The sequence below is a fragment of the Streptomyces sp. 4N124 genome, assembly GCF_052245395.1.
Taxonomy (GTDB): Bacteria; Actinomycetota; Actinomycetes; order Streptomycetales; family Streptomycetaceae; genus Streptomyces.
Map to the genome: position 1 here is coordinate 21,302 of NZ_JBQQBS010000006.1, position 24,530 is coordinate 45,831.

Annotated in this window: 24 protein-coding genes; 19 read left to right on the top strand and 5 right to left on the bottom strand. The window is 69.9% G+C overall.

What is annotated here, in order from left to right:
• Nucleotides 1–31 precede the first annotated feature (31 nt).
• The 8 genes from ACTWQO_RS07795 to ACTWQO_RS07830 all read left to right on the top strand — a co-directional run bounded on the left by ACTWQO_RS07795 (nucleotide 32) and on the right by ACTWQO_RS07830 (nucleotide 9,114).
• The gene (locus ACTWQO_RS07795) at nucleotides 32–814 is read left to right on the top strand and encodes an enhanced serine sensitivity protein SseB (protein ID WP_443236479.1); all 783 of its coding nucleotides are present in this window, start codon (nucleotides 32–34) and stop codon (nucleotides 812–814) included.
• 141 nt (nucleotides 815–955) lie between these two features.
• Nucleotides 956–1,747 (top strand): enhanced serine sensitivity protein SseB C-terminal domain-containing protein, encoded by a 792-nt coding sequence (locus ACTWQO_RS07800; RefSeq protein WP_443236480.1) that lies wholly within the window; start codon nucleotides 956–958, stop codon nucleotides 1,745–1,747.
• A 316-nt stretch (nucleotides 1,748–2,063) separates the two neighbouring features.
• Nucleotides 2,064–3,071, top strand: coding sequence for an ABC transporter permease (locus ACTWQO_RS07805; RefSeq protein WP_443236481.1), 1,008 nt, complete (start codon nucleotides 2,064–2,066; stop codon nucleotides 3,069–3,071).
• Between the two features lie 69 nt (nucleotides 3,072–3,140).
• Nucleotides 3,141–4,934, top strand: coding sequence for an ABC transporter substrate-binding protein (locus ACTWQO_RS07810; RefSeq protein ID WP_443236482.1), 1,794 nt, complete (start codon nucleotides 3,141–3,143; stop codon nucleotides 4,932–4,934).
• Between the two features lie 111 nt (nucleotides 4,935–5,045).
• Entirely contained in the window at nucleotides 5,046–6,044 is a 999-nt protein-coding gene (locus ACTWQO_RS07815; RefSeq protein ID WP_443236483.1) for an ABC transporter permease, read from the top strand.
• A complete protein-coding gene (locus tag ACTWQO_RS07820; protein WP_443236484.1) occupies nucleotides 6,041–7,138 on the top strand; it encodes an ABC transporter ATP-binding protein in 1,098 nt (365 codons plus the stop codon). Before ACTWQO_RS07815 ends, ACTWQO_RS07820 begins: the two co-directional genes overlap by 4 nt.
• A gap of 11 nt (nucleotides 7,139–7,149) precedes the next feature.
• The gene (locus ACTWQO_RS07825; protein WP_443236485.1) at nucleotides 7,150–8,367 is read left to right on the top strand and encodes an ABC transporter ATP-binding protein; all 1,218 of its coding nucleotides are present in this window, start codon (nucleotides 7,150–7,152) and stop codon (nucleotides 8,365–8,367) included.
• A 90-nt stretch (nucleotides 8,368–8,457) separates the two neighbouring features.
• Nucleotides 8,458–9,114, top strand: coding sequence for a trimeric intracellular cation channel family protein (locus tag ACTWQO_RS07830; protein ID WP_443236486.1), 657 nt, complete (start codon nucleotides 8,458–8,460; stop codon nucleotides 9,112–9,114).
• Here ACTWQO_RS07830 and ACTWQO_RS07835 read toward each other — a convergent pair.
• Nucleotides 9,023–10,231, bottom strand: coding sequence for an alpha/beta hydrolase (locus tag ACTWQO_RS07835; protein ID WP_443236487.1), 1,209 nt, complete (start codon nucleotides 10,229–10,231; stop codon nucleotides 9,023–9,025). The two genes, ACTWQO_RS07830 and ACTWQO_RS07835, sit on opposite strands and share 92 nt — an antisense overlap.
• Before the next feature lie 144 nt (nucleotides 10,232–10,375).
• Here ACTWQO_RS07835 and ACTWQO_RS07840 point away from each other — a divergent pair, with 144 nt between their 5' ends.
• Entirely contained in the window at nucleotides 10,376–11,236 is an 861-nt protein-coding gene (locus ACTWQO_RS07840) for a thioesterase family protein (protein ID WP_443236488.1), read from the top strand.
• 96 nt (nucleotides 11,237–11,332) lie between these two features.
• On the opposite strand, the gene ACTWQO_RS07845 is transcribed toward ACTWQO_RS07840, so the two are convergent.
• Nucleotides 11,333–11,959, bottom strand: a complete 627-nt coding sequence (locus ACTWQO_RS07845; protein WP_443236489.1) for a TetR family transcriptional regulator — start codon at nucleotides 11,957–11,959, stop codon at nucleotides 11,333–11,335.
• A 121-nt stretch (nucleotides 11,960–12,080) separates the two neighbouring features.
• Here ACTWQO_RS07845 and ACTWQO_RS07850 point away from each other — a divergent pair, with 121 nt between their 5' ends.
• The 3 genes from ACTWQO_RS07850 to ACTWQO_RS07860 all read left to right on the top strand — a co-directional run bounded on the left by ACTWQO_RS07850 (nucleotide 12,081) and on the right by ACTWQO_RS07860 (nucleotide 13,907).
• The gene (locus ACTWQO_RS07850) at nucleotides 12,081–12,248 is read left to right on the top strand and encodes a hypothetical protein (RefSeq protein ID WP_443236490.1); all 168 of its coding nucleotides are present in this window, start codon (nucleotides 12,081–12,083) and stop codon (nucleotides 12,246–12,248) included.
• Between the two features lie 32 nt (nucleotides 12,249–12,280).
• Nucleotides 12,281–12,547 carry a DUF4190 domain-containing protein gene (locus tag ACTWQO_RS07855; protein WP_443236491.1) on the top strand — a complete coding sequence of 89 codons (267 nt, stop codon included), beginning with the start codon at nucleotides 12,281–12,283 and terminating at the stop codon, nucleotides 12,545–12,547.
• Between the two features lie 190 nt (nucleotides 12,548–12,737).
• Nucleotides 12,738–13,907 (top strand): cysteine desulfurase family protein, encoded by a 1,170-nt coding sequence (locus tag ACTWQO_RS07860; protein WP_443236492.1) that lies wholly within the window; start codon nucleotides 12,738–12,740, stop codon nucleotides 13,905–13,907.
• Here the strand turns inward: ACTWQO_RS07860 and ACTWQO_RS07865 are convergent.
• The gene (locus ACTWQO_RS07865; protein ID WP_443236493.1) at nucleotides 13,900–14,646 is read right to left on the bottom strand and encodes an N-acetylmuramoyl-L-alanine amidase; all 747 of its coding nucleotides are present in this window, start codon (nucleotides 14,644–14,646) and stop codon (nucleotides 13,900–13,902) included. The two genes, ACTWQO_RS07860 and ACTWQO_RS07865, sit on opposite strands and share 8 nt — an antisense overlap.
• 60 nt (nucleotides 14,647–14,706) lie before the next feature.
• Here ACTWQO_RS07865 and mnmA point away from each other — a divergent pair, with 60 nt between their 5' ends.
• Entirely contained in the window at nucleotides 14,707–15,837 is a 1,131-nt protein-coding gene (gene mnmA, locus ACTWQO_RS07870; RefSeq protein ID WP_443236494.1) for a tRNA 2-thiouridine(34) synthase MnmA, read from the top strand.
• A gap of 60 nt (nucleotides 15,838–15,897) precedes the next feature.
• Here the strand turns inward: mnmA and ACTWQO_RS07875 are convergent, their stop codons facing one another.
• Both ACTWQO_RS07875 and ACTWQO_RS07880 read right to left on the bottom strand, forming a co-directional pair.
• Nucleotides 15,898–16,677, bottom strand: coding sequence for an alpha/beta fold hydrolase (locus ACTWQO_RS07875; RefSeq protein WP_443236495.1), 780 nt, complete (start codon nucleotides 16,675–16,677; stop codon nucleotides 15,898–15,900).
• 51 nt (nucleotides 16,678–16,728) lie between these two features.
• On the bottom strand, nucleotides 16,729–17,052 hold the full coding sequence (locus tag ACTWQO_RS07880) for a DUF427 domain-containing protein (RefSeq protein ID WP_443236496.1): 324 nt from the start codon (nucleotides 17,050–17,052) through the stop codon (nucleotides 16,729–16,731).
• Nucleotides 17,053–17,102: 50 nt separating this feature from the next.
• On the opposite strand from ACTWQO_RS07880, the gene ACTWQO_RS07885 reads away from it, so the two are divergent.
• From ACTWQO_RS07885 to gatC, 6 genes are all read left to right on the top strand, one after another.
• Nucleotides 17,103–17,642 (top strand): TIGR00730 family Rossman fold protein, encoded by a 540-nt coding sequence (locus tag ACTWQO_RS07885; RefSeq protein ID WP_443236497.1) that lies wholly within the window; start codon nucleotides 17,103–17,105, stop codon nucleotides 17,640–17,642.
• Between the two features lie 7 nt (nucleotides 17,643–17,649).
• Nucleotides 17,650–18,348 carry an SDR family oxidoreductase gene (locus ACTWQO_RS07890; RefSeq protein ID WP_443236498.1) on the top strand — a complete coding sequence of 233 codons (699 nt, stop codon included), beginning with the start codon at nucleotides 17,650–17,652 and terminating at the stop codon, nucleotides 18,346–18,348.
• A 27-nt stretch (nucleotides 18,349–18,375) separates the two neighbouring features.
• A complete protein-coding gene (locus ACTWQO_RS07895) occupies nucleotides 18,376–19,341 on the top strand; it encodes a methionine synthase (protein ID WP_443236653.1) in 966 nt (321 codons plus the stop codon).
• Between the two features lie 14 nt (nucleotides 19,342–19,355).
• Nucleotides 19,356–21,548 (top strand): NAD-dependent DNA ligase LigA, encoded by a 2,193-nt coding sequence (gene ligA, locus ACTWQO_RS07900; protein WP_443236499.1) that lies wholly within the window; start codon nucleotides 19,356–19,358, stop codon nucleotides 21,546–21,548.
• 269 nt (nucleotides 21,549–21,817) lie between these two features.
• The gene (locus tag ACTWQO_RS07905; RefSeq protein WP_443236500.1) at nucleotides 21,818–24,061 is read left to right on the top strand and encodes a putative bifunctional diguanylate cyclase/phosphodiesterase; all 2,244 of its coding nucleotides are present in this window, start codon (nucleotides 21,818–21,820) and stop codon (nucleotides 24,059–24,061) included.
• 171 nt (nucleotides 24,062–24,232) lie between these two features.
• Nucleotides 24,233–24,529 carry an Asp-tRNA(Asn)/Glu-tRNA(Gln) amidotransferase subunit GatC gene (gene gatC / locus ACTWQO_RS07910; RefSeq protein WP_007384860.1) on the top strand — a complete coding sequence of 99 codons (297 nt, stop codon included), beginning with the start codon at nucleotides 24,233–24,235 and terminating at the stop codon, nucleotides 24,527–24,529.
• Nucleotide 24,530: the final 1 nt, after the last annotated feature.

Sequence of the window (24,530 nt, forward strand, 5' to 3'; positions counted from 1 at the left end):
AGCAGTGATCTCGGCAGGCGGTTGACAGCAGATGGACTTCCCAGGGGACTTCCCGGACTTCCCGGCACAGGCACACCCCCACCCCCACGGGGGCTGGCCCGGCAACGAGCTGGAGGAGGTGCTCTCGGCCTCCCTCAACGTCCCGGGGGCCGGCGGCAGGGTCATCGAAGTCCTCGGCCGCAGCTTCGTCTGGGTCCCGCTCCCGAATGGCGGCGGCCCGGACAGCGTCCCGCTCGACCTGCCCACACTCGAACTCGGCGGCCAGGCCTACGTCCCGGTGTTCAGCTCCGAGGAACAGTTCCGCCAGGTCGCCGGCTCCCACATGTCGTACACGATCGCCCCCGCGGTGGAGTTCGCCCGCGGCCTGCCCCCGCAGGTCGGCATCGCGGTCAACCCCGACGGCGTGGTCGGCATACCCCTCCCGCCGCCCGCCGTCGCCGAACTCTGCCGGGTGGGCCGCACCCCCCTGGACGGCCTCACCACCGGCGGCCGGGTCAAGCTCTACGAACCGGACTGGCAGGACGACCCCGTGGACTTCCTCTCCGCGGCAGCCACCGAGTTCGACCGGACCGGCGTGGTGACAACGGCCCGCCGCTGCCTGGCGGCGATCGAAACGGCCGACCCGGTCATGTTCGTCGGCGTCGAACTCAACCACTGGGAGGGCGACATCAGGGCCCTCCCCCTCGACGCCCTGGGCCGAGCCCTGGCCAAGGTCCCCGTGCAGTGGCCGGTAAACCTGGTTCTCCTGGACGTAACACAAGACCCGGTAGCCGAATGGATGCGCAACAGGGCCCGCCCCTTCTACCAACGGTGATTGCAACACCCCAGGGGCGCGGGGAACTGCGCCACAAGCCACGATGAACCCGCACTCGCCCACGACGAACAGGTCCCGAGCTCTAGGGCGCTTAAGCTGGTTTCATATCCGGGGCAACCTCCAGTGAAGGGGCGGTACAAGGTGAGCGCCAGCATCGCGACCGGCCAGGTCGAGCACATGCTGCGCCAGGTGACGCCCGGGCGCTACGACGCCTACGAGGCACTGCTGCGCGCCCTCGCGACCCCCTCCGCCGGCCAGGTCTGGATGCTCCTCTGGCACGGTCAGGCAGGCTCACCGGACGCGCAGTACGGAAACATGGAGGTCGACGGCCACGGGTACGCCCCCTGTGTCACCTCCGCCCAGGAGCTCTCGGCCAGCGGCTGGAACCGCTCCTACGAAGTCGTCGACGGAGTGGACGTCGCCCGCACCCTCTACCCCGACCACTACGGCCTCTGGCTGAACCCACACGCGCCCGGCGGCGGCGTCGGCATCCCCTGGCTCGACCTGCGCCGCATCGCCACCGGCCTGGAGCGGCAGCCCGCGGGGCCGCTGCGGCTGTCGGAGCCCGGCATCGAAATCCCGCAGTTCTACGCCCTGCTCGCGCAGAACGCCCACCGTACCCCGGCCGTCCGCACCCTGCGCCGCGCCTGGGTGCAGCCGGCGCTGGGGGCGCCGTACCTCGCCATCGGCCTCGATGTATACGACACCAGCCCGGCCGCCGTGGACTCGGTGCGGGCGATGATGCAGCAGTCCATCGGCGCCGTCCCGGACGGCCTGCCGGTGTCGACGGTCGCCATGTCCGACGAGTACGACCCGGTCGCGATGTGGATGCGAGCCCAGGCCCGCCCCTTCTACGACCGCGAGGCCCACGCGGCCCCCGCCCAAGCCCCCGCCGGCGGGTACGGCTACCCTCCGGCCCACGGCGGATACTGAACACATGACGCGTGGCCACCCTCCGCCACAGGGGCGGAGCCCTTCTTCGCGCGTAGACCGCGACGGAAAGACCTGACCCGCGTCGGATGCCCGACTTGTCCTCGTCCGGCCCCCGTTACCCGCTGTCCGGATAACGGAACCCCGGACGCCGCATCACGGTTACGCATCCTTTCACCGCCAAGTCTGGCAACGCGTCGCCAAAGCGTTGAAGACTCCCGCACCAGGGGTGTTCGAAACCCCAGTACGACGGACTGATCACGCCGCCACAGCGGCAAGTGCGGGCCGGTTACCACCGGTTGAGAGGGGTCCCTGCCAGATGACGGCACCATTGCACGAGCCGACCGCCGAGGCGGCCCCGAGCGCGGCCGAGGAAGCGGCGGTCGCAGGCACCGGCGCGAAGGCCGTACAGGGTCGCTCCCTGGGCCGGATCGCCTGGGAGCGCCTGAAGCGGGACAAGCTCGCTCTGACGGGCGGCGCCGTGGTGCTCCTCCTCGTGGTGGTCGCCCTGCTCGCGCCGGTCATCACCAACCTGCTCGGGCAGGATCCGGACGCGTATCACGAGGAGCTGATCGACCCGCTGTTCGGCACCCCCACGGGTTCGCTGGGCGGCATCAGCGGCGACCACCTGCTGGGCGTCGAGCCGGTCAACGGCCGCGACATCCTCGCCCGCATCCTCTACGGCGCCCGGATCTCGCTGCTGGTCGGCTTCCTGTCGGCCGTCGTCGCCGTCATCCTGGGCACCGTCCTCGGTATCCTCGCCGGCTTCTTCGGCGGCTGGGTCGACTCGGTCATCAGCCGGGTGATGGACGGTCTGCTGGCCTTCCCGCAGCTGCTCTTCATCATCGCGCTGGTCTCCGTCATGCCGAACGAGATGCTGGGCCTGACCGGGTCCAGCGTGCGTGTGTTCGTGATGATCCTGGTCATCGGCTTCTTCGGGTGGCCGTACATCGGACGCGTGGTGCGCGGCCAGACGCTGTCGCTGCGCGAGCGCGAGTACGTGGAAGCCGCCCGCTCCCTGGGCGCCGGGCGGCTGTACATCCTGTTCAAGGAGCTGTTGCCCAACCTCGTCGCACCGATCGTCGTGTACACGACGATGATGATCCCCACCAACATCCTCACCGAGGCGGCACTCAGCTTCCTGGGCGTGGGCGTCAAGCCGCCCACGGCGTCCTGGGGGCAGATGCTTTCGAGCGCGATCGACTACTACGAGTCGGATCCCATGTACATGGTGGTCCCTGGTGTGGCGATCTTCATCACTGTCCTCGCCTTCAACCTCTTCGGCGACGGCGTGCGTGACGCGCTGGACCCGAAGGGCTCCCGCTGAACTGCCGTACCTAAAGCGTCCCGTGGCACTGACACGGGGTCTCTCATCACAACCGGAGGATCCGAGATCGTGACTACCAAACGCACCTCAGGGCGGCGTAAGCAGGCATTTGCCGCTGTCGCCGCGGTCGCCGCGCTGCTGACCACGGCGGCGTGCGGCGGTGGCGACAGCGACGGCGAGGGCTCGAAGAACGGCGCGGCCGGCTTCGACGCCGCCAACAACAAGGTCGCCCAGGCCTCCCTGGCCAAGAAGGGCGGCACGCTGAAGTTCGGTGGCGCCCAGGACGCCGACTCGTGGGACACCACGCGCGGTTACTACGGCTTCATGTGGAACTTCGCGCGCTACTACAGCCGCCAGCTCGTCACGGGCAAGACGGAGCCCGGCAAGGCCGGCGCCGAGCTCACTCCGGACCTCGCCACCGGGCTCGCCAAGGTCAGCGACGACGGCAAGACCTACACGTACACCCTGCGTGACGGCATCACCTGGGAGGACGGCAAGCCGATCACCTCCAAGGACATCAAGTACGGCATCGAGCGTGTCTGGGCGCAGGACGTGCTGTCCGGCGGCCCGGTCTACCTGAAGGACATGCTCGACCCCAAGAGCGAGTACAAGGGCCCGTACAAGGACACGTCCAAGGACAAGCTGGGTCTGAAGGCGATCGAGACGCCGGACGACAAGACCATCACCTTCAAGCTGCCCGCGCCCAACTCGGACTTCGAGGAGGTGCTGGCCCTGATCTCGGCGTCCCCGGTCCGTCAGGACAAGGACACCAAGTCGAAGTACGGCCTGAAGCCGTTCTCCTCCGGCCCGTACAAGTTCGAGTCGTACAGCCCGGGCAAGGACCTCACGCTGGTCCGCAACACCAGCTGGAAGCAGGAGTCGGACCCGATCCGCAAGGCGTACCCGGACAAGATCACTGTCCAGTTCTTCTCGGACGCCAACCAGCTGGACGAGCGCCTGCTCAACGGTGACCTGGACCTCGACATCAACCAGACCGGCATGTCGCCGCAGGGCCGCACCACTGCCCTGAAGCAGCACAAGGCCAACCTGGACAACCCGGTCTCCGGCTACATCCGCTACGCGACCTTCCCGCAGAGCGTGAAGCCGTTCGACAACATCGAGTGCCGCAAGGCCGTGATCTACGGCGCCGACCACGTGTCGCTGCAGACCGCGCGCGGTGGCCCCGTCGCCGGTGGCGACATCGGCACCAACATGCTGCCGCCGTCCGTCCCGGGCTCCGAGGGCCAGAAGTACGACCCGTACGAGGTGGCGGGCGCCAACAAGAAGGGCAACGAGGCCAAGGCCAAGGAAGCCCTGAAGGCCTGCGGTCAGCCGAACGGCTTCAAGACCACCATCGCCGTCCGCAACAACAAGCCGGTCGAGGTGGCCACCGCCCAGTCCCTGCAGGCGTCGCTGAAGAAGATCGGCATCACCGCCGAGATCGACCAGTTCGACGGCTCGCAGACCTCCGGCATCATCGGCAGCCCCTCCAACGTGGCCAAGAAGGGCTACGGCATCATCATCATGGGCTGGGGCCCGGACTTCCCGACCGTCCAGGGCTACGGCATGCCGCTGTGGGACAGCAAGTACATCCTGGAGAGCGGTAACAACAACTTCGCGCTGATCAAGGACAAGACGATCGACGGCCTGTTCGACGACTACGTCAGCGAGCTGGACGACGCGAAGAAGACCGAGATCTCCACGGAGATCAACCACAAGGTGATGGAGGGCGGTTACTACCTGCCCTTCGTCTTCGAGAAGTTCGTCAACTGGCGCTCCGACCGACTGGCGAACGTCTACACCACTGACGGCTTCAGTGGTATGTACGACTTCGTCAACCTCGGTCTGAAGTCCGCAAGCTGACACCCGGCACACCCGCCATACGGCACGAAAGGCAGGTGAAGGCCGGCGCAGCGTGATCGCGGGCCACCGGAAGACCTCCGGTGGCCCGCGGTCCGCGGCGGGCCGAGAGCTGTGCTCGCTTACCTCATCAGGCGGTTGTTCGCCGCCGCAGTGATGCTCGTGGTCATCATCATGGTGGTCTTCGGCATCTTCTTCCTCGTCCCCAAGTGGGCGGGCGTCGACATCGCCGCGAGCTTCGTGGGCAAGCAGGCCGACCCCGCCTCGGTGGAGGCGGTGCGGCAGAAGCTGGGTCTCAGCGACCCGATCTATGCCCAGGTCTGGGAGTTCTTCAAGGGCATCTTCGTCGGCCGCACCTACTCGGGCGGCGGCGACGTCACCGAGTGCGCCGCGCCGTGCTTCGGCTACTCCTTCCGCAGTGAGCAGGCCATCTGGCCGGTGCTCACCGACCGCTTCCCGGTGACCCTGGGTCTCGCGCTCGGTGCCGCCGTGCTGTGGCTGATCTTCGGTGTCGCGGCCGGTGTGCTCTCCGCGCTCAAGCGGGGCACCCTGTGGGACCGCGGCGCCATGGTCGTCGCCCTCGCCGGTGTCTCCCTGCCGATCTACTTCACCGGCCTGCTCAGCCTGGCGATCTTCGCCTTCGGGCTGGACTGGATCGACGCGTCGTACGTGCCCCTCGAAGACAGCTTCGGCGGCTGGCTCGGCGGCATGATCCTGCCCTGGATCACCCTCGCGTTCCTGTACGCGGCGATGTACGCCCGGATCACCAGAGCCACCATGATGGAGATCCTCGGCGAGGACTACATCCGCACCGCGCGCGCCAAGGGCCTCAAGGAGCAGACCGTCATCGGCAAGCACGCCATGCGCTCGACGATGACGCCCATCCTGACCATGCTCGGCATGGACCTCGGCGCCCTCATCGGCGGTGCGATCCTGACCGAGACGACGTTCAATCTGCCCGGTCTCGGCCAGGCGGTGCTTCAGGCGATCAGGAACCAGGATCTGCCGGTCATCCTGGGCGTCACCCTGATCACATCCCTCGCGGTGCTCTTCGCCAACCTCGTGGTGGACATCCTGTACGCCGTGATCGACCCCCGAGTGAGGCTCGCATGACGGAACTCAGCAAGACCGGCGCGGCCGTCGGGGAGCCCACCGGCACCTCGCCCGCCCCGACCGCCTTCCTCGAAGTACGCGATCTGAAGGTGCACTTCCCGACCGACGACGGCCTGGTCAAGTCCGTCGACGGGCTCAGCTTCCAGCTGGAGAAGGGCAAGACCCTCGGCATCGTGGGCGAGTCGGGCTCCGGCAAGTCGGTGACCTCGCTCGGCATCATGGGCCTGCACACCGCCGGCCAGTACGGCAAGCGCAAGGCGCAGATCTCCGGCGAGATCTGGCTCGACGGCACCGAGTTGCTCTCCGCCGACCCCGACCACGTGCGCAAGCTGCGCGGCCGCGACATGGCGATGATCTTCCAGGACCCGCTGTCCTCGCTGCACCCGTACTACACGATCGGCCAGCAGATCGTGGAGGCGTACCGCGTTCACCACAACGTGGACAAGAAGGTCGCCAAGCGGCGTGCGGTGGAGATGCTCGACCGGGTCGGCATCCCGCAGCCGGACAAGCGGGTCGACAGCTACCCGCACGAGTTCTCCGGTGGTATGCGCCAGCGCGCGATGATCGCCATGGCGCTGGTCAACAACCCCGAACTGCTCATCGCGGACGAGCCGACGACCGCCCTCGACGTGACCGTCCAGGCGCAGATCCTCGACCTGATCCGCGATCTGCAGAAGGAGTTCGGCTCCGCGGTCATCATCATCACCCACGACCTGGGCGTCGTCGCCGAGCTCTCCGACGACATCCTGGTGATGTACGGCGGCCGCTGCGTGGAGCGCGGCCCCGCCGAGAAGGTGTTCTACGAGCCCCGCCACCCCTACACCTGGGGCCTGCTGGGCTCGATGCCGCGCCTGGACCGTGAGCAGCAGGAGCGGCTCATCCCGGTCAAGGGCTCCCCGCCGTCCCTGATCAACATCCCGTCCGGCTGCGCCTTCAACCCGCGCTGTCCGTACGCCGACATCCCCAAGGGCGACGTCACCCGCACGGTCCGTCCCGAGCTGGCCGAGGTCGGCAGCCAGCACTGGGCCGCCTGCCACATGACCACGGAGCAGCGGGAGCGGATCTGGACCGAAGAGATTGCGCCGAAGCTGTGAGCGAGGACAAAGTGAGCATCCCTGCGCAGAGCCAAGGCGCCGTGATCACCAAAGGCGACGCCGCCCCCGGCGAGACCCTGCTGAAGGTGACCGGGCTCCAGAAGCACTTCCCGATCCGCAAGGGCCTGCTCCAGCGGCAGGTCGGCGCGGTGCGGGCGGTCGACGGCATCGACTTCGAGGTCAAGTCCGGCGAAACCCTCGGTGTGGTGGGTGAGTCGGGCTGTGGCAAGTCGACGATGGGCCGGCTGATCACCCGGCTGCTCGAACCGACCGCCGGCACGGTCGAGTTCGAGGGCAAGGACATCACGCACCTGGGTGTGAGCGGCATGCGTCCGCTGCGCCGCGATGTCCAGATGATCTTCCAGGACCCGTACTCGTCGCTGAACCCGCGCCACACCATCGGCACCATCGTCGGCGCCCCCTTCAAGCTGCAGGGCGTCACGCCCGAGGGCGGCATCAAGAAGGAAGTGCAGCGGCTGCTGTCGGTGGTCGGTCTCAACCCCGAGCACTACAACCGCTATCCGCACGAGTTCTCCGGCGGCCAGCGCCAGCGCATCGGCATCGCCCGCGCGCTCGCCCTCAACCCGAAGCTGGTCGTGGCGGACGAGCCGGTCTCCGCGCTGGACGTGTCCATCCAGGCGCAGGTCGTCAACCTCCTCGACGACCTCCAGCAGGAGCTGGGCCTGACCTACGTGATCATCGCCCACGACCTGTCCGTCGTACGGCATGTGTCGGACCGGATCGCGGTGATGTACCTCGGCAAGATCGTCGAACTCGCCGACCGTGAATCGCTGTACCGGGCGCCGATGCACCCGTACACCAAGGCCCTGATGTCGGCGGTGCCGATCCCGGACCCGCGGCGCAAGAACGCCAAGAGCGAGCGCATCCTGCTCAAGGGCGACGTGCCCTCGCCGATCGCCCCGCCGAGCGGCTGCCGCTTCCACACCCGGTGCTGGAAGGCGACGCAGATCTGCACGACCACCGAGCCGCCGCTCATCGAGCTGAAGCCCGGCCAGCAGGTCGCCTGCCACCACCCGGAGAACTTCGAGGACCAGGCGCCGCAGGACACCGTCCTGCTCACCGCGGCCAAGGAGGCGGCGGAACTGGTGTCGGACGAGGTGCTCGCGGAGTCGGCGGAGACCAGCGCGGCGGTGGCGGCCCAGGTGGAAGCCGTTGCGGAAGCCGCGCCCGAAGCCCCCGCGGACGAGGCGCCCACCAAGGAGAAGTGAACCCCCAGCGAGCCCTCTCAGCGAGTCCCCTCAGTGAGCCTCCGCCTTCGTTTGTAAGGCGGAGGCTCACTTCTGGGTGAGAATATGGGGGTGCTCCAGCAACTGTTCACCCCGTCCGTCCAGCACACGCTCGACCTGATCGGCATCTTCGTCTTCGCTATCTCCGGCGCGCTGCTGGCCGTCCGCAAGAACTTCGACGTGTTCGGCATCGCCGTCCTCGCCGAGGCCACCGCGCTCGGCGGCGGGCTCTTCCGCGACCTGGTCATCGGCGCCGTACCGCCCGCGGCCTTCACGGATCTGGGGTACTTCCTCACCCCGCTGCTCGCCACGCTCCTGGTCTTCTTCCTGCATCCGCACGTGGAGCGGATCCAGGTCGGCGTGAACGTCTTCGACGCGGCGGGCCTCGGCCTGTTCTGCGTCGCGGGCACGACGAAGGCGTACGAGTACGGGCTCGGCCTGACCGCCTCGGCGACGCTGGGCCTGGCCACGGCCGTCGGCGGGGGCGTGCTGCGGGACGTCCTCGCCAACGAGGTGCCGTCGCTGCTGCGCTGGGACCGCGACCTGTACGCGGTCCCGGCGATCGTCGGCGCCACGATGGTCGTCCTGTGCATCCACTACGACGTGCTGACCCCGCTCGCCAGCGGGTTCGCGGCCGTCACGGCCTTCGCACTGCGGTTGCTGGCGATGCGCTTCCACTGGCGAGCGCCGCGCGCGTGGAATCGGCGCTCGACGGTACGGGAGGAGTGACCGGCATCTGCCGCGTCAGCCACTCGAAGGCCGGGACCACCTGCGGCTTCCACAGCGCCATCGTGTGACCGCCCGCGCTGCGCGGCACGAACACCACGTCCACGGAGGTCGGCGGCTTCGCGGCCCGCTGCAGGGCCATGGCCGCCTCGTACCCGTCGTGCGGCTGGCCGGAGAGGTAGAGCGCGACCGGGGGCGGGGTGCGGGCCTCGCGCAGCAGGAGATACGGGTCGTTCGCGCGGCGCAGGGCCGGGGACTTCGCGGTGAGCGCGGCGTGCTCGGCCTTCGGGTCGTTGTAGCCGGACATGCTGACGGCGGCCCGGTAGCGGTCGGGATGAGCGACGGTGAGCTTCGTGGCGCAGTGCCCGCCCGCCGAGTACCCGGCCACCGCCCAGCCCTCGGGCGCGGACTGCGCCCGGAAGTTGTCCATCACCATCCGCGGTACATCGATGCTCAGCCAGCTGTCGGCGTTCACCTTGCCCGGGATGTTCGCGCAGCCGGTGTCCACCCCGGGCAGCAGGGTGGTGCGCGGCGCCACCAGGATGAACGGCGCGACCCGGCCACTGCGCATCAGGGGCAGCAGCTGCTCATGCGCGTCCATCGTCCTGAACCACGCCCTCGCCGAGCCGGGATAGCCCGGCAGCAGCTCCACCACCGGGAACTTGTGATCCCGGTAGGCGGGCTGGTCGTACTGCGGCGGCAGCCAGACGTAGACCTCGCCGCGCACGCCCGAGACGCGGCCCGTCAGATGCGTGACGCGTACACCGCCGGCCGAACCCATGCCCGGCCCGAGGGCGGGGGCGAACGACTGCCGGACAGGGGGCAGCTTGTCGAGCGCGATACCGCCCGTGCCGTCCGGGCCGAGGTCGGCGGCCTGCTCCACGTGGTCGCTGGTGCCGAGCAGGTCGCCCCAGTTGTCGTAGAGCATGTTCTGGTTGTTGACCAGCACGAAGACGAGCGCGACGGCCGTGCCCTGGGCGAACAGCAGCATCAGCATCCGGGCCAGCGCGCGCAGGGCTCGGGGGCCGCGGATCCGCGACCAGAGGACGAGCGGCAGCGCGACGGCGACGAGGGACAGCGCGACCAGGGTGTAGAGGAACGGGGTCCCGGTGAGGCTCATGTCCCTACAGAGGGGAAGACGCGGCCTGAGGTTTACGGACTAGTGCGGACACTTACCGAGAAATTGCGCCGTCCTCACCAGGAGTGGGGTGCCCCGACCCGAGAAAAGCTACCGCTTAGTAGTTACTTGTTGTACCGTTCAGCCATGCCAGAAGCAGCCTCCGCCCCGGCCGCACGGGCCACGATCGGCGACAGCGAATTCGACCGCGACACCGCGCTCACCCCACGCGGACCCGGCGTCTACGACATCGACATCTCCGCCGGCTGGACGATCATCAACGCCGTCAACGGCGGCTATCTGCTGGCCGTCCTGGGCCGCGCCCTCGCGGACACGCTCCCGCACGGCGACCCCTTCACGATCTCCGCGCACTACCTCACCGCCTCCCGCCCCGGCCCCGCGATCGTCCGCACGGACGTCGTCCGCACCGGCCGCACCCTCTCCACCGGCCAGGCCTCCCTCTTCCAGTACGACGACGAGGGCCGCGAAGTCGAACGCATCCGCGTCCTCGCCTCCTACGGCGACCTCGACACCCTGCCCGACGACGTCCGTACGACGGCCCTGCCGCCCGCGATCCCGCCCATGGACCAGTGCTTCGGCCCCGAGGACGGACCCGCCCCGGTCTCCGGCAGCTCCGCGATCGCCGACCGGCTGATGCTGAAGCTCGACCCCTCGACCCTGGGCTGGGCGCTCGGATCCCCGTCCGGCAAGGGCGAGATGCGGGCCTGGTTCGGGCTGGCCGACGGCCGGGACGCCGACCCCTTCTCGCTGCTCCTCGCGGTGGACGCGCTGCCGCCGACCGCCTTCGAGCTCGGCCTCGGCGGCTGGGTCCCCACGGTCGAGCTGACCGCCCACGTCCGCTGCCGTCCCGCAGCGGGCCCGCTGCGGGTGTCCATCACCACCCGCAACCTCGCCGGCGGCTTCCTGGAGGAGGACGCCGAGGTCTGGGACAGCGCGGACCGACTGGTCGCGCAGTCACGGCAGTTGGCGCGCGCCCGGCTCCGCTGACGCTTGGTGGTCCCAAGGAAGCGATGAGCTGACCACGGATCTCGTACGACGCAGGCGGCGCCCCCGGTGAACGGGGCGCCGCCGTCCGTGCGTGCGTCAGTCGAGCCAGTGCTGCCGGCCGATGCTGATGAGCCGCAGCTGCCGGGTCGCGACATGGGCGACGCGCTCGCGCTCCTCCGGCGGGGCTTCCAGGGCCTCCAGGAAGAGCGAGGCCGTGAACAGCATCTGGTCGACGTAGAGGCTGGCCAGCATCGACAGGTCGTCGTCCGTCCACCCCTCGGCCTGGGGGTCCTTGACCAGCTGGGCCTTCACCTCCTCGGTGAACAGGGCGAGTTGGTCGCGGATGGCCTCGCGCACCGGCCGGACCCCGCCGCTGCGCTCACGGGCGATGAAGCGGATGTGGGCGGGGTGCGCCTCCACGTGACCGACGATCAACTCGATGGCGCGGGCTATGCGTTCGTCGGGGTCGTCCGTCGCGGACACGACCATCCGGATCATCGGGTGCAGACTGCCGAGCGCCTCCTCGACCAGCGCGACGCCGAGGTCCGCGATGGAGCGGAAGTGCCGGTAGAAGGCGGTCGGGGCGACGCCGACCTCGCGGGTGACCTCACGCAGGCCCAGGCTGCTCAGGCTCTGCTCCTCCAACAGCCCCAGGGCGGCGTCCAGGAGCGCCTGCCGGGTCTTCTGTTTCTGGGCCTGTCGGACGCCGAGGGTGTGACTCATGCCATGCAGTTAACAACTGTTCTCCGTAATTGGAAAGCCGTGCGACGCGCTAGACTTGCAAGTCAGTGAACACTTGTAACTACAATCGTTCACTGAACCGTAACGGAGGGGGAACCCACCCATGCTGTTCATCGTCGCCGCACTTCTGCTGCTGGGCGTCGTGCTGGGCACCGTGGCCCACGCACCGCTCACCTTCACCGCCGTCGCCGCCGTAGTGATCGCCGCCTGGCTCGGCATCTTCGCGCTCCGCGAGCGGCACGCCCGCCGGCGCGCGTCATCCGTCAACTGACCGCTCATCCAGCCCGTCGGGAGCTGACCACCATGCAACTCACCGCACCTGCAACCCGTCAGACCACCGCCCGCGACGCCGACGGCATGGCCGTCGCCGCCTTCATCCTCGGCCTCGTGGGCCTCCTCGTCCTCAACGTCTTCCTCGGCCCGATCGCCATCGCCCTCGCATCCACAGCCCTCTGGCGCGGCACGACCCGCAAGGGCCGCGCATACCTGGGCCTGGGCCTCGGAATCGCCGACCTCCTGGTCCTGGTGGCCTTCATGCAGGCGGACAACACGGTGTCGTGGAGTTTCTGACCGCTTTGGGCAGTTGTTCCTGAGTGGCTACCGCTGTGGCAGCCGTTCCTGAGTGGCTACCGCTGTGGGCAGTCGTTCCGCAGGGCGGAACGGGTGGGCACAGCCTGCAGCGCCGGGTGCGTCGTAACGAGGCCCAGGCACAACCGGCGGCCCAAGCCCAGCGCAGCGGCCCCGTAGAATCGGCGTCACCATGGCATACCTCGACCACGCCGCAACCACCCCGATGCTCCCCGAGGCAGTCGAGGCACTCACCACGTACCTCGGCGTCACCGGCAACGCGTCCTCCCTCCACGCATCGGGCCGCCAGGCAAGGCGAACCGTGGAGGAGGCCCGCGAAACCCTCGCGGAAGCCCTCGCCGCCCGCCCCAGCGAGGTCGTCTTCACCTCCGGCGGCACCGAGGCGGACAACCTCGCCGTCAAGGGCCTGTACTGGTCCCGCCGAGACGCCGACCCGGCCCGCACCCGGGTCCTCGCGAGCCCCGTCGAACACCACGCCGTCCTGGACGCCGTCCACTGGCTCGGCGAACACGAGGGCGCCACCGTCGAGTACCTCCCGGTCGACCCGTACGGCCGGGTCCACCCCGAGGCGCTGCGCGAAGCCATCGTCCGCAACCCCGACGACGTGGCCCTGGCCACCGTCATGTGGGCGAACAACGAGATCGGCACGGTCATGCCGATCCGCGAACTCGCCGAGACCGCCGCCGAGTTCGGCGTCCCCCTGCATGCCGACGCCGTCCAGGCCTTCGGCCAGGTCCCCGTGAACTTCGCCGCCTCCGGACTCGCCGCGATGACGGTCTCCGGTCACAAGATCGGCGGCCCGTATGGCATCGGTGCCCTGCTCCTCGGCCGTGAGTACACCCCCGTACCGGTGCTGCACGGCGGCGGCCAGGAACGCCACGTCCGCTCCGGCACCCTCGACGTCCCGGCCATCGCCTCCTTCGCGGTCGCCGGCCGCCTCGCCGCCGAACAGCGCGAGTGGTTCGCACGGGAGATCGGCGGCCTGCGGGACGACCTGGTCGAGGCGGTGCGTACGGCGGTTCCGGACGCGATGCTCGGAGGGGACCCCGCACGGGAGGGCCGCCTCCCGGCGAACGCCCACTTCACCTTCCCGGGCTGCGAGGGCGACTCGCTGCTCCTTCTCCTGGACGCCCAGGGCATCGAATGCTCCACCGGCTCGGCCTGCACCGCCGGCGTCGCCCAGCCCAGCCACGTCCTCCTCGCCACCGGCACCGACCCGGACCTCGCCCGCGGGACCCTCCGCTTCTCCCTCGGCCACACCTCCACCGAAGCCGACGTGGAGGCGCTGGCCAAGGCCATCGGCCCGGCGGTGGAGCGGGCCAGGGCAGCCGGACTCAGCTGACGCCGGACCGCGACCGCCCCTGAGCCTGGCCCGTCGTGCCGGCGCTCGCCTTCCGCACCAGCCGCATGTACCGGTCCCAGTCCCAGCCCTCACCCGGGTCGGTGTGGTCCGTGCCCGGCACCTCCACATGCCCGATGATGTGCTGCCGGTCGACGGGGATGTCGTACCGCGCGCATATCCGGGCCGTGAGGCGCGCCGAGGCCTCGTACATCTCGTCCGTGAAGTCCTCCGGCTTGTCCACGAAGCCCTCGTGCTCGATGCCGACGCTGCGTTCGTTGTAGTCGCGGTTCCCCGCGTGAAACGCCACGTCCAACTCGCGGATCATCTGCGCGATGTGGCCGTCCTTGCGGACGATGTAGTGCGCCGCCGCCCCGTGCCCCGGATCCTGGAACACCTTCACCGCGCTGTCGAAGCTGCCCTGGGTGACATGGATGATGACCATGTCGATGCCGTAGTCGTCGGGCCGGTCCGCGCGCCGCCAGTTCGCCGAGGACGCCTCCACCCACTTCGCGCCCGTGTAGTCGACCGCGCCCGCCTTGCGCGGCTTCTCCACCCCCGGCACCCGCCACCACAGACGCCCCAGCTCGTCGCGCGCCAGCACGGCCGTGCCCACCGCGGTCGCGGCCAGGCCGGCCAGCAGCGCCCGTCGCCCGATGCGCCGGTCGCTGTCCCTGCCCCCGGAGTTCTCAGGCGTGTTCGCCGTATCCCCGGGGTTCTTGGTTGCTCTTCTCGCCCCCATGTGATCGTGAACGGATACTCGTCCGCCTTGGTTCCCGCGGGCCCTTACCCTGGAAGGGTTATGACTGAGATCCCGCAGCGCCCCCGCCCCCTCCGCGTACTCGCCGCCATGTCGGGCGGCGTGGACTCCGCCGTGGCCGCCGCCCGCGCGGCCGAGGCGGGCCACGACGTGACCGGCGTCCACCTCGCGCTCTCCGCGAACCCGCAGTCCTTCCGTACGGGCGCGCGCGGCTGTTGCACCATCGAGGACTCCCGCGACGCCCGCCGCGCCGCGGACGTCATCGGCATCCCCTTCTACGTCTGGGACCTCGCCGACCGCTTCCGCGAGGACGTGGTCGAGGACTTCGTCGCCGAGTACGAGGCGGGCCGCACCCCGAACCCCTGCCTGCGCTGCAACGAGAAGATCAAGTTCGCAGCCCTCCTGGACAAGGCCCTCGCGCTCGGCTTCGACGCCGTCTGCACCGGCCACTACGCCAAGGTGATCGTGAACGAGGACGGCACCCGCGAACTGCACCGCGCCTCCGACATGGCGAAGGACCAGTCGTACGTCCTCGGCGTGCTCGACGACCGGCAGCTCGCCCACGCGATGTTCCCGCTCGGCGACACCGTGACGACGAAGGACGAGATCCGCGCGGAGGCCGAGCGCAGGGGGCTGGCGGTGGCCAAGAAGCCCGACTCGCACGACATCTGCTTCATCGCCGACGGTGACACCCAGGGCTTCCTGGCCAACCGGCTGGGCAAGGCGGAGGGCGACATCGTCGACGAGTCCGGCGCCAAGCTCGGCACGCACGAGGGCGCGTACGGCTTCACCATCGGCCAGCGCAAGGGTCTGAGGATCGGCCACCCGGCACCCGACGGCAAGCCGCGCTACGTCCTCGACATCTCCCCGGTGGACAACACGGTGACCGTCGGCCCAGCCGCCGCCCTCGACGTCACCGCACTGACCGCGATCAAGCCCCGCTGGTGCGGCGCGGCCCCCTCCGGCCCCGGTACCTACACGGCCCAGCTCCGCGCCCACGGCGGCGAGACCGAGGTCACCGCCGAACTGATCGACGGCTCCCTGGAGGTGTCGTTCACCGCCCCGGTCCGCGGAGTCGCCCCCGGCCAGGCGATCGTCCTGTACGACGACACGCGCGTGGTGGGCTCGGCGACGATCGCGGCGACGACGCGGGCGAGGGCCGTACCGGCCTAGCCCGCGCGGGACGTACCGGGTAACCGCCATCCACGCGCGTACCGCGTCGGCGGGTGCCGCCTACGGTGCGTAGAACTCGGCGAGCACCGCCGCCAGAACCTGCGGATCCACCATGTGCGTCTGCCCCTCCAGGCTCCGGTACGCGCCCTCGGGCGCCGCCTCCGCGACCGCCTGCGCCGCCTCGCGCAGCCACGCGGGGCTCTCCCCGCCCGCGACGGCCAGGACGGGGACGGTGATCGCGGCCAGCCGGTGCCGGGGGACGAGTCCGTCGCCCATGACGGCGTTGTCGTACGCCAGGCTCTGTGCGATCGACTCCATGCCGGGCCAGATGGGGGACTGGCGGGCGCCCTGGATCATCTCCTCGGCCAGCCCGGTCAGCCGCAGGAACAGCTCGACGGCGTCTCCGCGCCTGCCCTCCGCCAGTGCCTGAGTCAGCCGCTCGGTGTACTCGGCGCGCTCCTGCGCACCGCCCTCGTACACCGCGAACGGCGGCTCGTACACCGCGACCTTGCTGACCGGCAGCCCACTCGCCGCGGCCTCCAGGGCCAGCGCGCTGCCCGACGAGATGCCGTACAGCGCCGCCTGACCGCCGACCGCCTCGATCAGCGCCGCCAGGTCCTCGACCTCGCGCTGCACCGCGTACGGCAGCGTGTCTCCGCTCTCGCCGCGCCCCCGGCGGTCGTACACGACGACGGTGAAGCCGTCGGAGAGCTGCCCGGCCAGCGGTGCCACCGTGTGGCCCGTGGACATCGCGCCGCTCACGAGGACGACCGCCGGGCCCCTGCCCGTGCGTTCGTATGCGATCGGGGTGCCGTCGCGCGAAAGGGTCTTCTTGTCCATGCCGGGAAGACTGCCACCCGGCGGTGAACTAGTCAGTCACGACACCGCTCCTCACACCACTTCGACGTCGTAGAAGCAAAGGTGGTCCTTGATCTGGGCGACGTCCGGCTTGGGGTCGGGGTACGACCAGACGAGGTCGGCCGTGTCGGGCAGGGACCAGTAGGAGGCGGTTCCCTTGAAGGGGCAGTAGGTGTGGGTCTCCGAGGGGGTCAGGAGGTCGAGGCGTACGTCCTCGGCGGGGAGGTAGTAGCGCGCGGGACAGCCGGTCTCGCGCAGGATCAACGGGCGGTCGGACTCCGCCAGTACCTGGTCGCCGCTGACCACCCGCACGCGCTGGGTGCCCTGTTCGATCGTGATCGTGTGTCCATCAGCCATACCGGGAAAGCACCCGCGGGGCGCCGGTTCTTCCCGCGTACGGTGACTTCATGCGAATCTGCGTCTTTCTCTCCGCCGCCGACCTGTCCGACCGTTACACGCGTCCCGCGCGAGAGTTCGCGAAGCTCCTCGGCAAGGGCGGCCACACGCTGGTGTGGGGAGGGTCCGACGTCGGCCTCATGAAGGTGGTCGCCGACGGCGTGCAGGAGGCGGGCGGGCGGCTGCTCGGGGTCTCCGTGGACTTCCTCGCCGCCAAGGCGCGTCCGGGCGCCGACGAGATGGTCATCGCGAAGGACCTCGCCGAGCGCAAGAAGCTGCTGCTGGAGAAGGCCGACGCCGTGGTGATCATGGTGGGTGGTACGGGGACGCTCGACGAGGCGACCGAGATCCTTGAGCTGAAGAAGCACGGCCACACCGACAAGCCGGTGGTGCTGCTCAACACCGCGGGCTTCTACGACGGGCTCAAGGAACAGTTCCGCCGCATGGAGGACGAGGGGTTCCTGCCCCGTCCGCTGACCGACCTGGTGTTCTTCGCGGAGGAGCCTGTGGGGGCGATGGCGTACCTGGAGGAGAGCCGGGGCGTGGCCTGATGCGACCATGGCGCACATGGCTACACATGTGATCACCGGGGCGGGCAGCGGCATCGGTTCGGCGGTTGCCCGCCGCCTCCACGCGCGCGGGGACGAACTCGTCCTGCACGCGCGTGACGCGGGCCGCGCGAAGGAACTGGCCGCTCAGTTCCCCGGTGCCAGGACACTGGTGGGCGACCTGGCGGACCCGGACAAGCTGAGCTGGGCCTTCTCGCACCAGACGCTGCCCGACCGGGTGGACTCCCTGCTGCACATCGCGGGCGTCGTCGACCTCGGCCCGGTCGGAGACCTGACCCCCAAGTCCTGGCGTCACCAGCTCAACGTCAACCTCATCGCCCCCGCCGAGCTGACCCGCCACTTCCTGCCCCAACTCCGGGCCACCCGCGGCCACGTGGTGTTCGTCAACTCGGGCGCGGGCCTCAGGGCAAGTGCCGACTGGTCCGCGTACGCCGCCTCCAAGCACGGCCTGAAGGCCCTCGCGGACGCGTTGCGCAACGAGGAGCACGACAACGGCGTCCGCGTCACCTCCGTCTACCCCGGCCGTACGGCGAGCCCCATGCAGGCCAAGGTGCACCAGCAGGAGGGCAAGGAGTACGACGCCGCACAGTGGATCGACCCCGAGTCGGTGGCGACGACGATCCTGATGGCCCTTGACCTCCCGAGGGACGCGGAGGTCAACGACCTGACGGTTCGCCCCGGCCGCTGACAGGAGTTTTCCGCCCCCGCCACCGGCATCGGCGCCATGCCCGGCGGCGATGCCCGCGAGGCCGTCAAGACCGTCACCGGGAGCCTCGAAGACTTCCCGTTCCTGGCGGAGCTGCCCGCCCGCGGCCCCGGCGCCGACATGATCGGCCGGACCGCCGGACTGCTCGTCGAGATGTACGCGCGAGTGGAGCCCAGCGGCTGGCGGATCGGGGACCGGCCGGGGCGCGACACCAAGCGGGCCCGGTCCTGGCTCGGCCAAGACCTCGACGCCCTGGAGGAGTTCACGCAGGGGTACGAGGGGCAGCTGAAGGTGCAGGCCGTCGGCCCCTGGACGCTGGCCGCCGCGCTGGAGCTGAAGAACGGCGAGTCCGTACTGTCCGACGTGGGTGCCTGCCGTGATCTGGCCGGTTCGCTCGCCGAGGGGCTGCGGGAGCATCTCGCGGAGGTCCAGCGGCGCGTACCCGGCGCCCAACTCGTCCTCCAGCTGGACGAACCCTCCCTCACCGCCGTGCTGCGCGGCCAGGTGAAGACCGCCAGCGGATACCGCACGCACCGGGCCGTCGACCGGCAGATCGTCGAGGCCGGGCTCCGCGAGGTCGCCGGGGTTCACGCGGGCGGGCCGGTCGTGGTGCACTCGTGCGCACCGGACGTCCCGTTCGCCCTGCTGCGCCGGGCGGGCATGACCGCGATCTCCTTCGACTTCTCCCTCCTCACCGAGCGTGATGACGACGTGATCGGTGAAGCGGTGGAAGGGGGCACCCGGCTCTTCGCCGGTGTCGTCCCGGGCACGGACGGCCCATTGTCAGACCCTGCCGGTAGCGTCATGGGTGTCAGGACGCTCTGGCGCAGGCTGGGGCTGTCTCCCGCGCTTCTCGCGGAGGCGGTCACGGTCACGCCGGCGTGCGGACTCGCGGGGGCTTCCCCCGACTACGCACGCAAGGCCCTCGCCCACTGCGTCCAGGCGGCGAGATCCCTCGCGGACAACCCAGAGTAACGGGAGGACACACGGTGGCCGGCGACAAGCAAGCGGAGACGACGGTGCCCGCCGAGGCACGGGAGCAGCACGCGCAACTCGCTGAGCAGATCGAGGAGCACCGCTTCCGGTACTACGTGAAGGACGCTCCCGTCATCAGCGACGCGGAGTTCGACCAGCTGCTGCGCACCCTGGAGGCGCTGGAGGAGGAGCATCCCGAGCTGCGCACACCGGACTCGCCGACCCAGAAGGTCGCCGTCGAGTACGAGACCGACCTCGCCGAGGTCGAGCACCGCGAACGCATGCTCTCCCTCGACAACGTCTTCGACGACGAGGGCCTCGCCGCCTGGGCCGACCGCGTCGCCAAGGACGTCGGCACACCCGACTACCACCTGCTGTGCGAGCTCAAAGTCGACGGCCTCGCGGTGAACCTGACCTACGAGGACGGCCGGCTCACCCGCGCCGCCACCCGCGGCACCGGCCGGATCGGCGAGGACATCACGCCGAACGTCATGACGATCGCGGAGATCCCGCACCGGCTGAAGGGCGACCGCGTCCCCCGGCTCGTCGAGATCCGCGGCGAGGTCTACTTCCCGATGGAGGCCTTCCAGGACCTCAACGCACGCCGCGTGGCCGCCGGTGAGAAGCCGTACGCCAACCCCCGCAACTCCGCCTCGGGTTCCCTGCGCCAGAAGGACCCCAAGGTCACGGCCACCCTGCCGCTCCACATGGTGGTCCACGGCATCGGCGCCCTGGAGGGCTTCGAGGGCCTCACCCGCCTCTCCCAGGCGTACGACCTGCTGAAGACCTGGGGCCTGCCCACCTCCACGCACAACAAGGTGGTCGACGGCCTGGACGGCGTAAGGGAGTTCATCGCCCACTACGGCGAGAACCGCCACTCCGTGGCGCACGAGATCGACGGCGTGGTGGTCAAGCTCGACGAGATCCCGCTCCAGGGCCGGCTCGGCTCCACCTCACGAGCGCCACGCTGGGCGATCGCGTACAAGTACGCGCCGGAAGAGGTCAACACCAAGCTCATCAACATCCGCGTGGGCGTGGGCCGTACGGGCCGGGTCACGCCGTACGCCCAGGTCGAACCGGTGACGGTGGCGGGCTCGGAGGTCGAGTTCGCCACCCTGCACAACCAGGACATCGTCAAGGCCAAGGGCGTCCTCATCGGTGACACGGTGGTGCTGCGCAAGGCCGGTGACGTCATCCCGGAGATCCTCGGACCGGTCGCCGACCTGCGCGACGGCAGCGAGCGCGAGTTCGTGATGCCGGCCGAGTGCCCCGAGTGCGGTACGGCACTGCGGCCGATGAAGGAGGGCGACGTCGACCTGCGCTGCCCGAACGCCCGCACCTGCCCAGCCCAGCTGCGTGAGCGCCTGTTCTACCTCGCCGGCCGCAAGGCGCTGGACATCGAGCACTTCGGCTATGTCGCCGCCGCCGCGCTCACCAAGCCGCTGGAGCCCGCAGAGCCACCGCTCGTCGACGAGGGCGACCTGTTCGACCTCACCATCGAGCAGCTGCTGCCCATCAAGGCGTACGTCCTCGATCAGGACAGCGGTCTGCCCAAGCGCGATCCGAAGACCGGCGAGGAGAAGATCGCCACGGTCTTCGCCAACCAGCAGGGCGAGCCGAAGAAGAACGCCACCGCGATGCTGGAGAACATCGCCGCGGCCAAGCAGCGCCCGCTCGCCCGTATCCTCACCGGCCTGTCGATCCGTCATGTCGGCCCGGTCGCCGCCGAGGCGCTGGCCCGCAACTTCCGCTCGATCGACCGCATCGAGCAGGCCACGGAGGAGGAGCTGGCGAACACCGACGGGGTCGGCCCGATCATCGCCGCCTCCCTCAAGGAGTGGTTCGCCGAGGAATGGCACCAAGAGATCATCCGTAAGTGGAAGGCGGCAGGTGTCCGCACGGAGGAAGAGGGCGCCGGGGAGGACGAGGGCCCGCGTCCGCTGGAAGGACTCACCGTCGTCGTGACCGGAACGCTCGAACACTTCACACGGGACGGAGCCAAGGAGGCCCTCCAGGACCGGGGAGCCAAAGTGACCGGTTCTGTATCGAAGAAGACTTCTTTCGTCGTTGTGGGTGACAATCCTGGTTCGAAGTACGACAAGGCGATGCAGCTGAAGGTGCCGGTTCTGAACGAGGACGGATTCAACGTCCTACTGGAACAAGGACCGGACGCGGCCGCCGAAGTCGCCCTCCCGGCAGAGGAGTAGCGGTTGAAGGCCACCCGATCGGCGCATACCAGATGCATACGGGTGGCCGGGGCGCAATCGGGCAACCGTCGACGACCGCTGCCCGTGGAAGCCTTCTGCGGCCTACTGTTGAGGGGTGCGCCTGCCGTGCCCAGCTGCGGTCGGGGCATCCCCTTGCTCAAAGAGGGCCTTGACGGGCGGGGGGAAGGGTTTTCTGACGCGGCGCCGCTGAGGGATGTCCGGCACCGGGCCGCGTGGCGTGGGCACCGCCGGCTGTGAGAGGGACGGGAATGGAACCGACCGAGAGCGCCGCCCCGTACTCGCGGCTGCGCCTGCACCGGGTCGCCGACGCATGGCGGGCGAGCCGATGGGGCGGGCGGTCCGGGGAGCGTCCGGGCACGGGAGAGCGCACCGCCGGGCAGCGTCCCGCGGCCGACGCGAAGAACACCGCACAGCTCACCGCCGACCGGTCGCACAGCGCACTGCCGGACACCGACGCGGAACGGCACACATTCTGGCCCGCACTGCCCGCCGCGGTCGGGGCGGCGGCCGGATTCGTCCTGGGCGGCGGCTTCTTCCGCGCGTTCACCCTGGACCACGCCCTCTTCCCGTCCGGCGCCGTCGGCTGGTCGCTCGCCGTGCTGACCGGCATCATCGTCGGCCACCTGGTCGCCCTCGGCCGCGCCCGCTGGTGGGGCGGCACCGGCTCCGGCGCCGCCCTCACCCTCGCCGTCCTGATGCTGTACGGCTGGGTGCCCGCCGGAATGGTCAGCCTCACCGTCGTCGTCCTGGTCGGCGTGGCCCGCCGCAACCGCTGGCGGCAGGGGCTGCTGCACGGTGCGGTGGACATCCTCGGCATCGGCGCCGGCGCCCTGGTGCTGGCCGCGTTCGGCCGGGTGCCCTCCGTGGAGACGCCCTGGAACCCCGACACCTGGACCTTCTACACCGCCCCCGAAGTCATCCTCGTGGCCGTCGCCTACCTCGCGGTCACCCGCACCCTGCTCTGGTATCTGCACGCCCCGCGCACCGGCGGCCTGCCCACGGTCGCCCGCACAGCCCTGGTCAGACAGGGCCTGGTCACGGTCGCGCTGCTCGGCATCGCACCGCTGGTGTGTGTCGTGGCCGTGGCCAAGCCGGTGCTGCTGCCGCTGTTCTCGATCCCGCTCATCGCCCTGGACTTCACCCTCTGGATAGCCAGGGCCCGCGCCGAGGAGCAGCTGCGCGACCCGCTCACCGGGCTGCCCAACCGGCAGTGGCTGCTGGAGCGCATCTGGACCGCGCTGGACGACGCCGAGCGCATCGGCGCACGGTCCGCCCTGATGCTGATCGACCTCGACCGTTTCCGGTCGGTCAATGACACCCTCGGTCATCTCGCCGGTGACCGGCTGCTGCTGCAGATAGCCGACCGGCTGCGGGTGGCGCTGCCGCGCGGGGCGGAGGCCGCGCGGCTCGGCGGGGACGAGTTCGCCGTATTACTGCCGGTCGCCGACTCCACGACGTCCGCGACCCGTATCGCCCGGGCCCTGGTCGCCGCGCTCAGCTCACCGCTCGACCTCGACGGACTCACCCTCGTCCTGGAGGCCAGCGCCGGAGTCGCCGTCTTCCCCGACCACGCCCTCGACGCCGAGGGTCTGCTGCGCCGGGCGGACGTGGCGATGTACCAGGCGAAGCGGGACCGTACGGGCGTAGAGGTCTACGAGTCCAAGCGGGACTCCAACACCCCGGACCGCCTCGGCCTGCTGGGCGATCTGCGGCGCGCGCTCGACGCGCACGAGGTGGAGCTGCACTACCAGCCCAAGGTCCGCTTCGACGGACAGGTCGCCGGTCTTGAGGCGCTGGTCCGCTGGGTGCACCCGGAGCGCGGGAAGGTGCCGCCGGACGAGTTCATAGCGATCGCCGAGTCGTCCGGGCTGATGCCGCATCTGACGGAGTACGTGCTGGACACGGCGCTCGCACAGGTCGCGCGGTGGCGGGCGCAGGGGCTGTACGTGCCGGTCGCGGTGAACGTGTCCCCGCGCGACGTTCACACCCCCGGGTTCGCGGGTTCGGTGGCCGCGCGGCTCGCCCGGCACGGAGTTCCCGCGGGAGCGCTCCAACTCGAGATAACGGAACACGTGCTTCTGGAGGATCCGCAGCGGGCCGCCGACACCCTCGCCGGACTGACCGGGCACGGCGTGAAGATGTCGCTGGACGACTTCGGTACCGGGTACTCGTCGCTGGTGCATCTACGGCGGCTGCCGGTGAGCGAGCTGAAGATCGACCGTTCCTTCGTCGCCCGGCTGGCCTTCGATGCCGAGGACGCGGAGATCGTGCGGTGCACGGTGGATCTCGCCCACTCGCTGGGGCTGCTCGTGGTGGCGGAAGGCGTCGAGGACGACGAGACGTGGGAGCGGCTGCGGGATCTGCGCTGTGACGCGGTTCAGGGGTGGTTGGTCGCGGCCGCGATGCCGGCGGAGGAGACGACGGCGTGGCTGCGGGCGCGGGGATCGAGGGGCTGGCAGCGACCAAGGGCAGCACTACCTGCGGCGGAGTGACGGTAGCGCCCCTTCAGGGGCGCGGGGAACTGCGCGACCAGCCACAACGGCGCCGCAGACCGACGACGTCCGGCCTGGCACCCCCCTCCCGGGAAACCGTGTAACAGCCGGAGGCCCCCGCCCCATAGGATTGGCCCCAAACCACACACTCTCACCCCAGAGGATCGCTGCATGCCTGGCATCACGCGCGAGGAGGTCGCCCACCTCGCCCGGCTGGCGCGTCTGGAGCTGAAGCCCGAAGAGCTTGAGCACTTCGCGGGACAGCTGGACGACATCATCGGCGCGGTCGCACGCGTCAGTGAGGTCGCCGACCAAGACGTACCGCCGACCTCGCACCCGCTCCCGCTGACGAACGTCATGCGGGCGGACGAGGTCCGTCCGTCGCTCACCCCCGAGCAGGCGCTCTCCGGCGCCCCGGCCCAGGAGCAGCAGCGTTTCAAGGTGCCGCAGATCCTGGGGGAGGACTAAG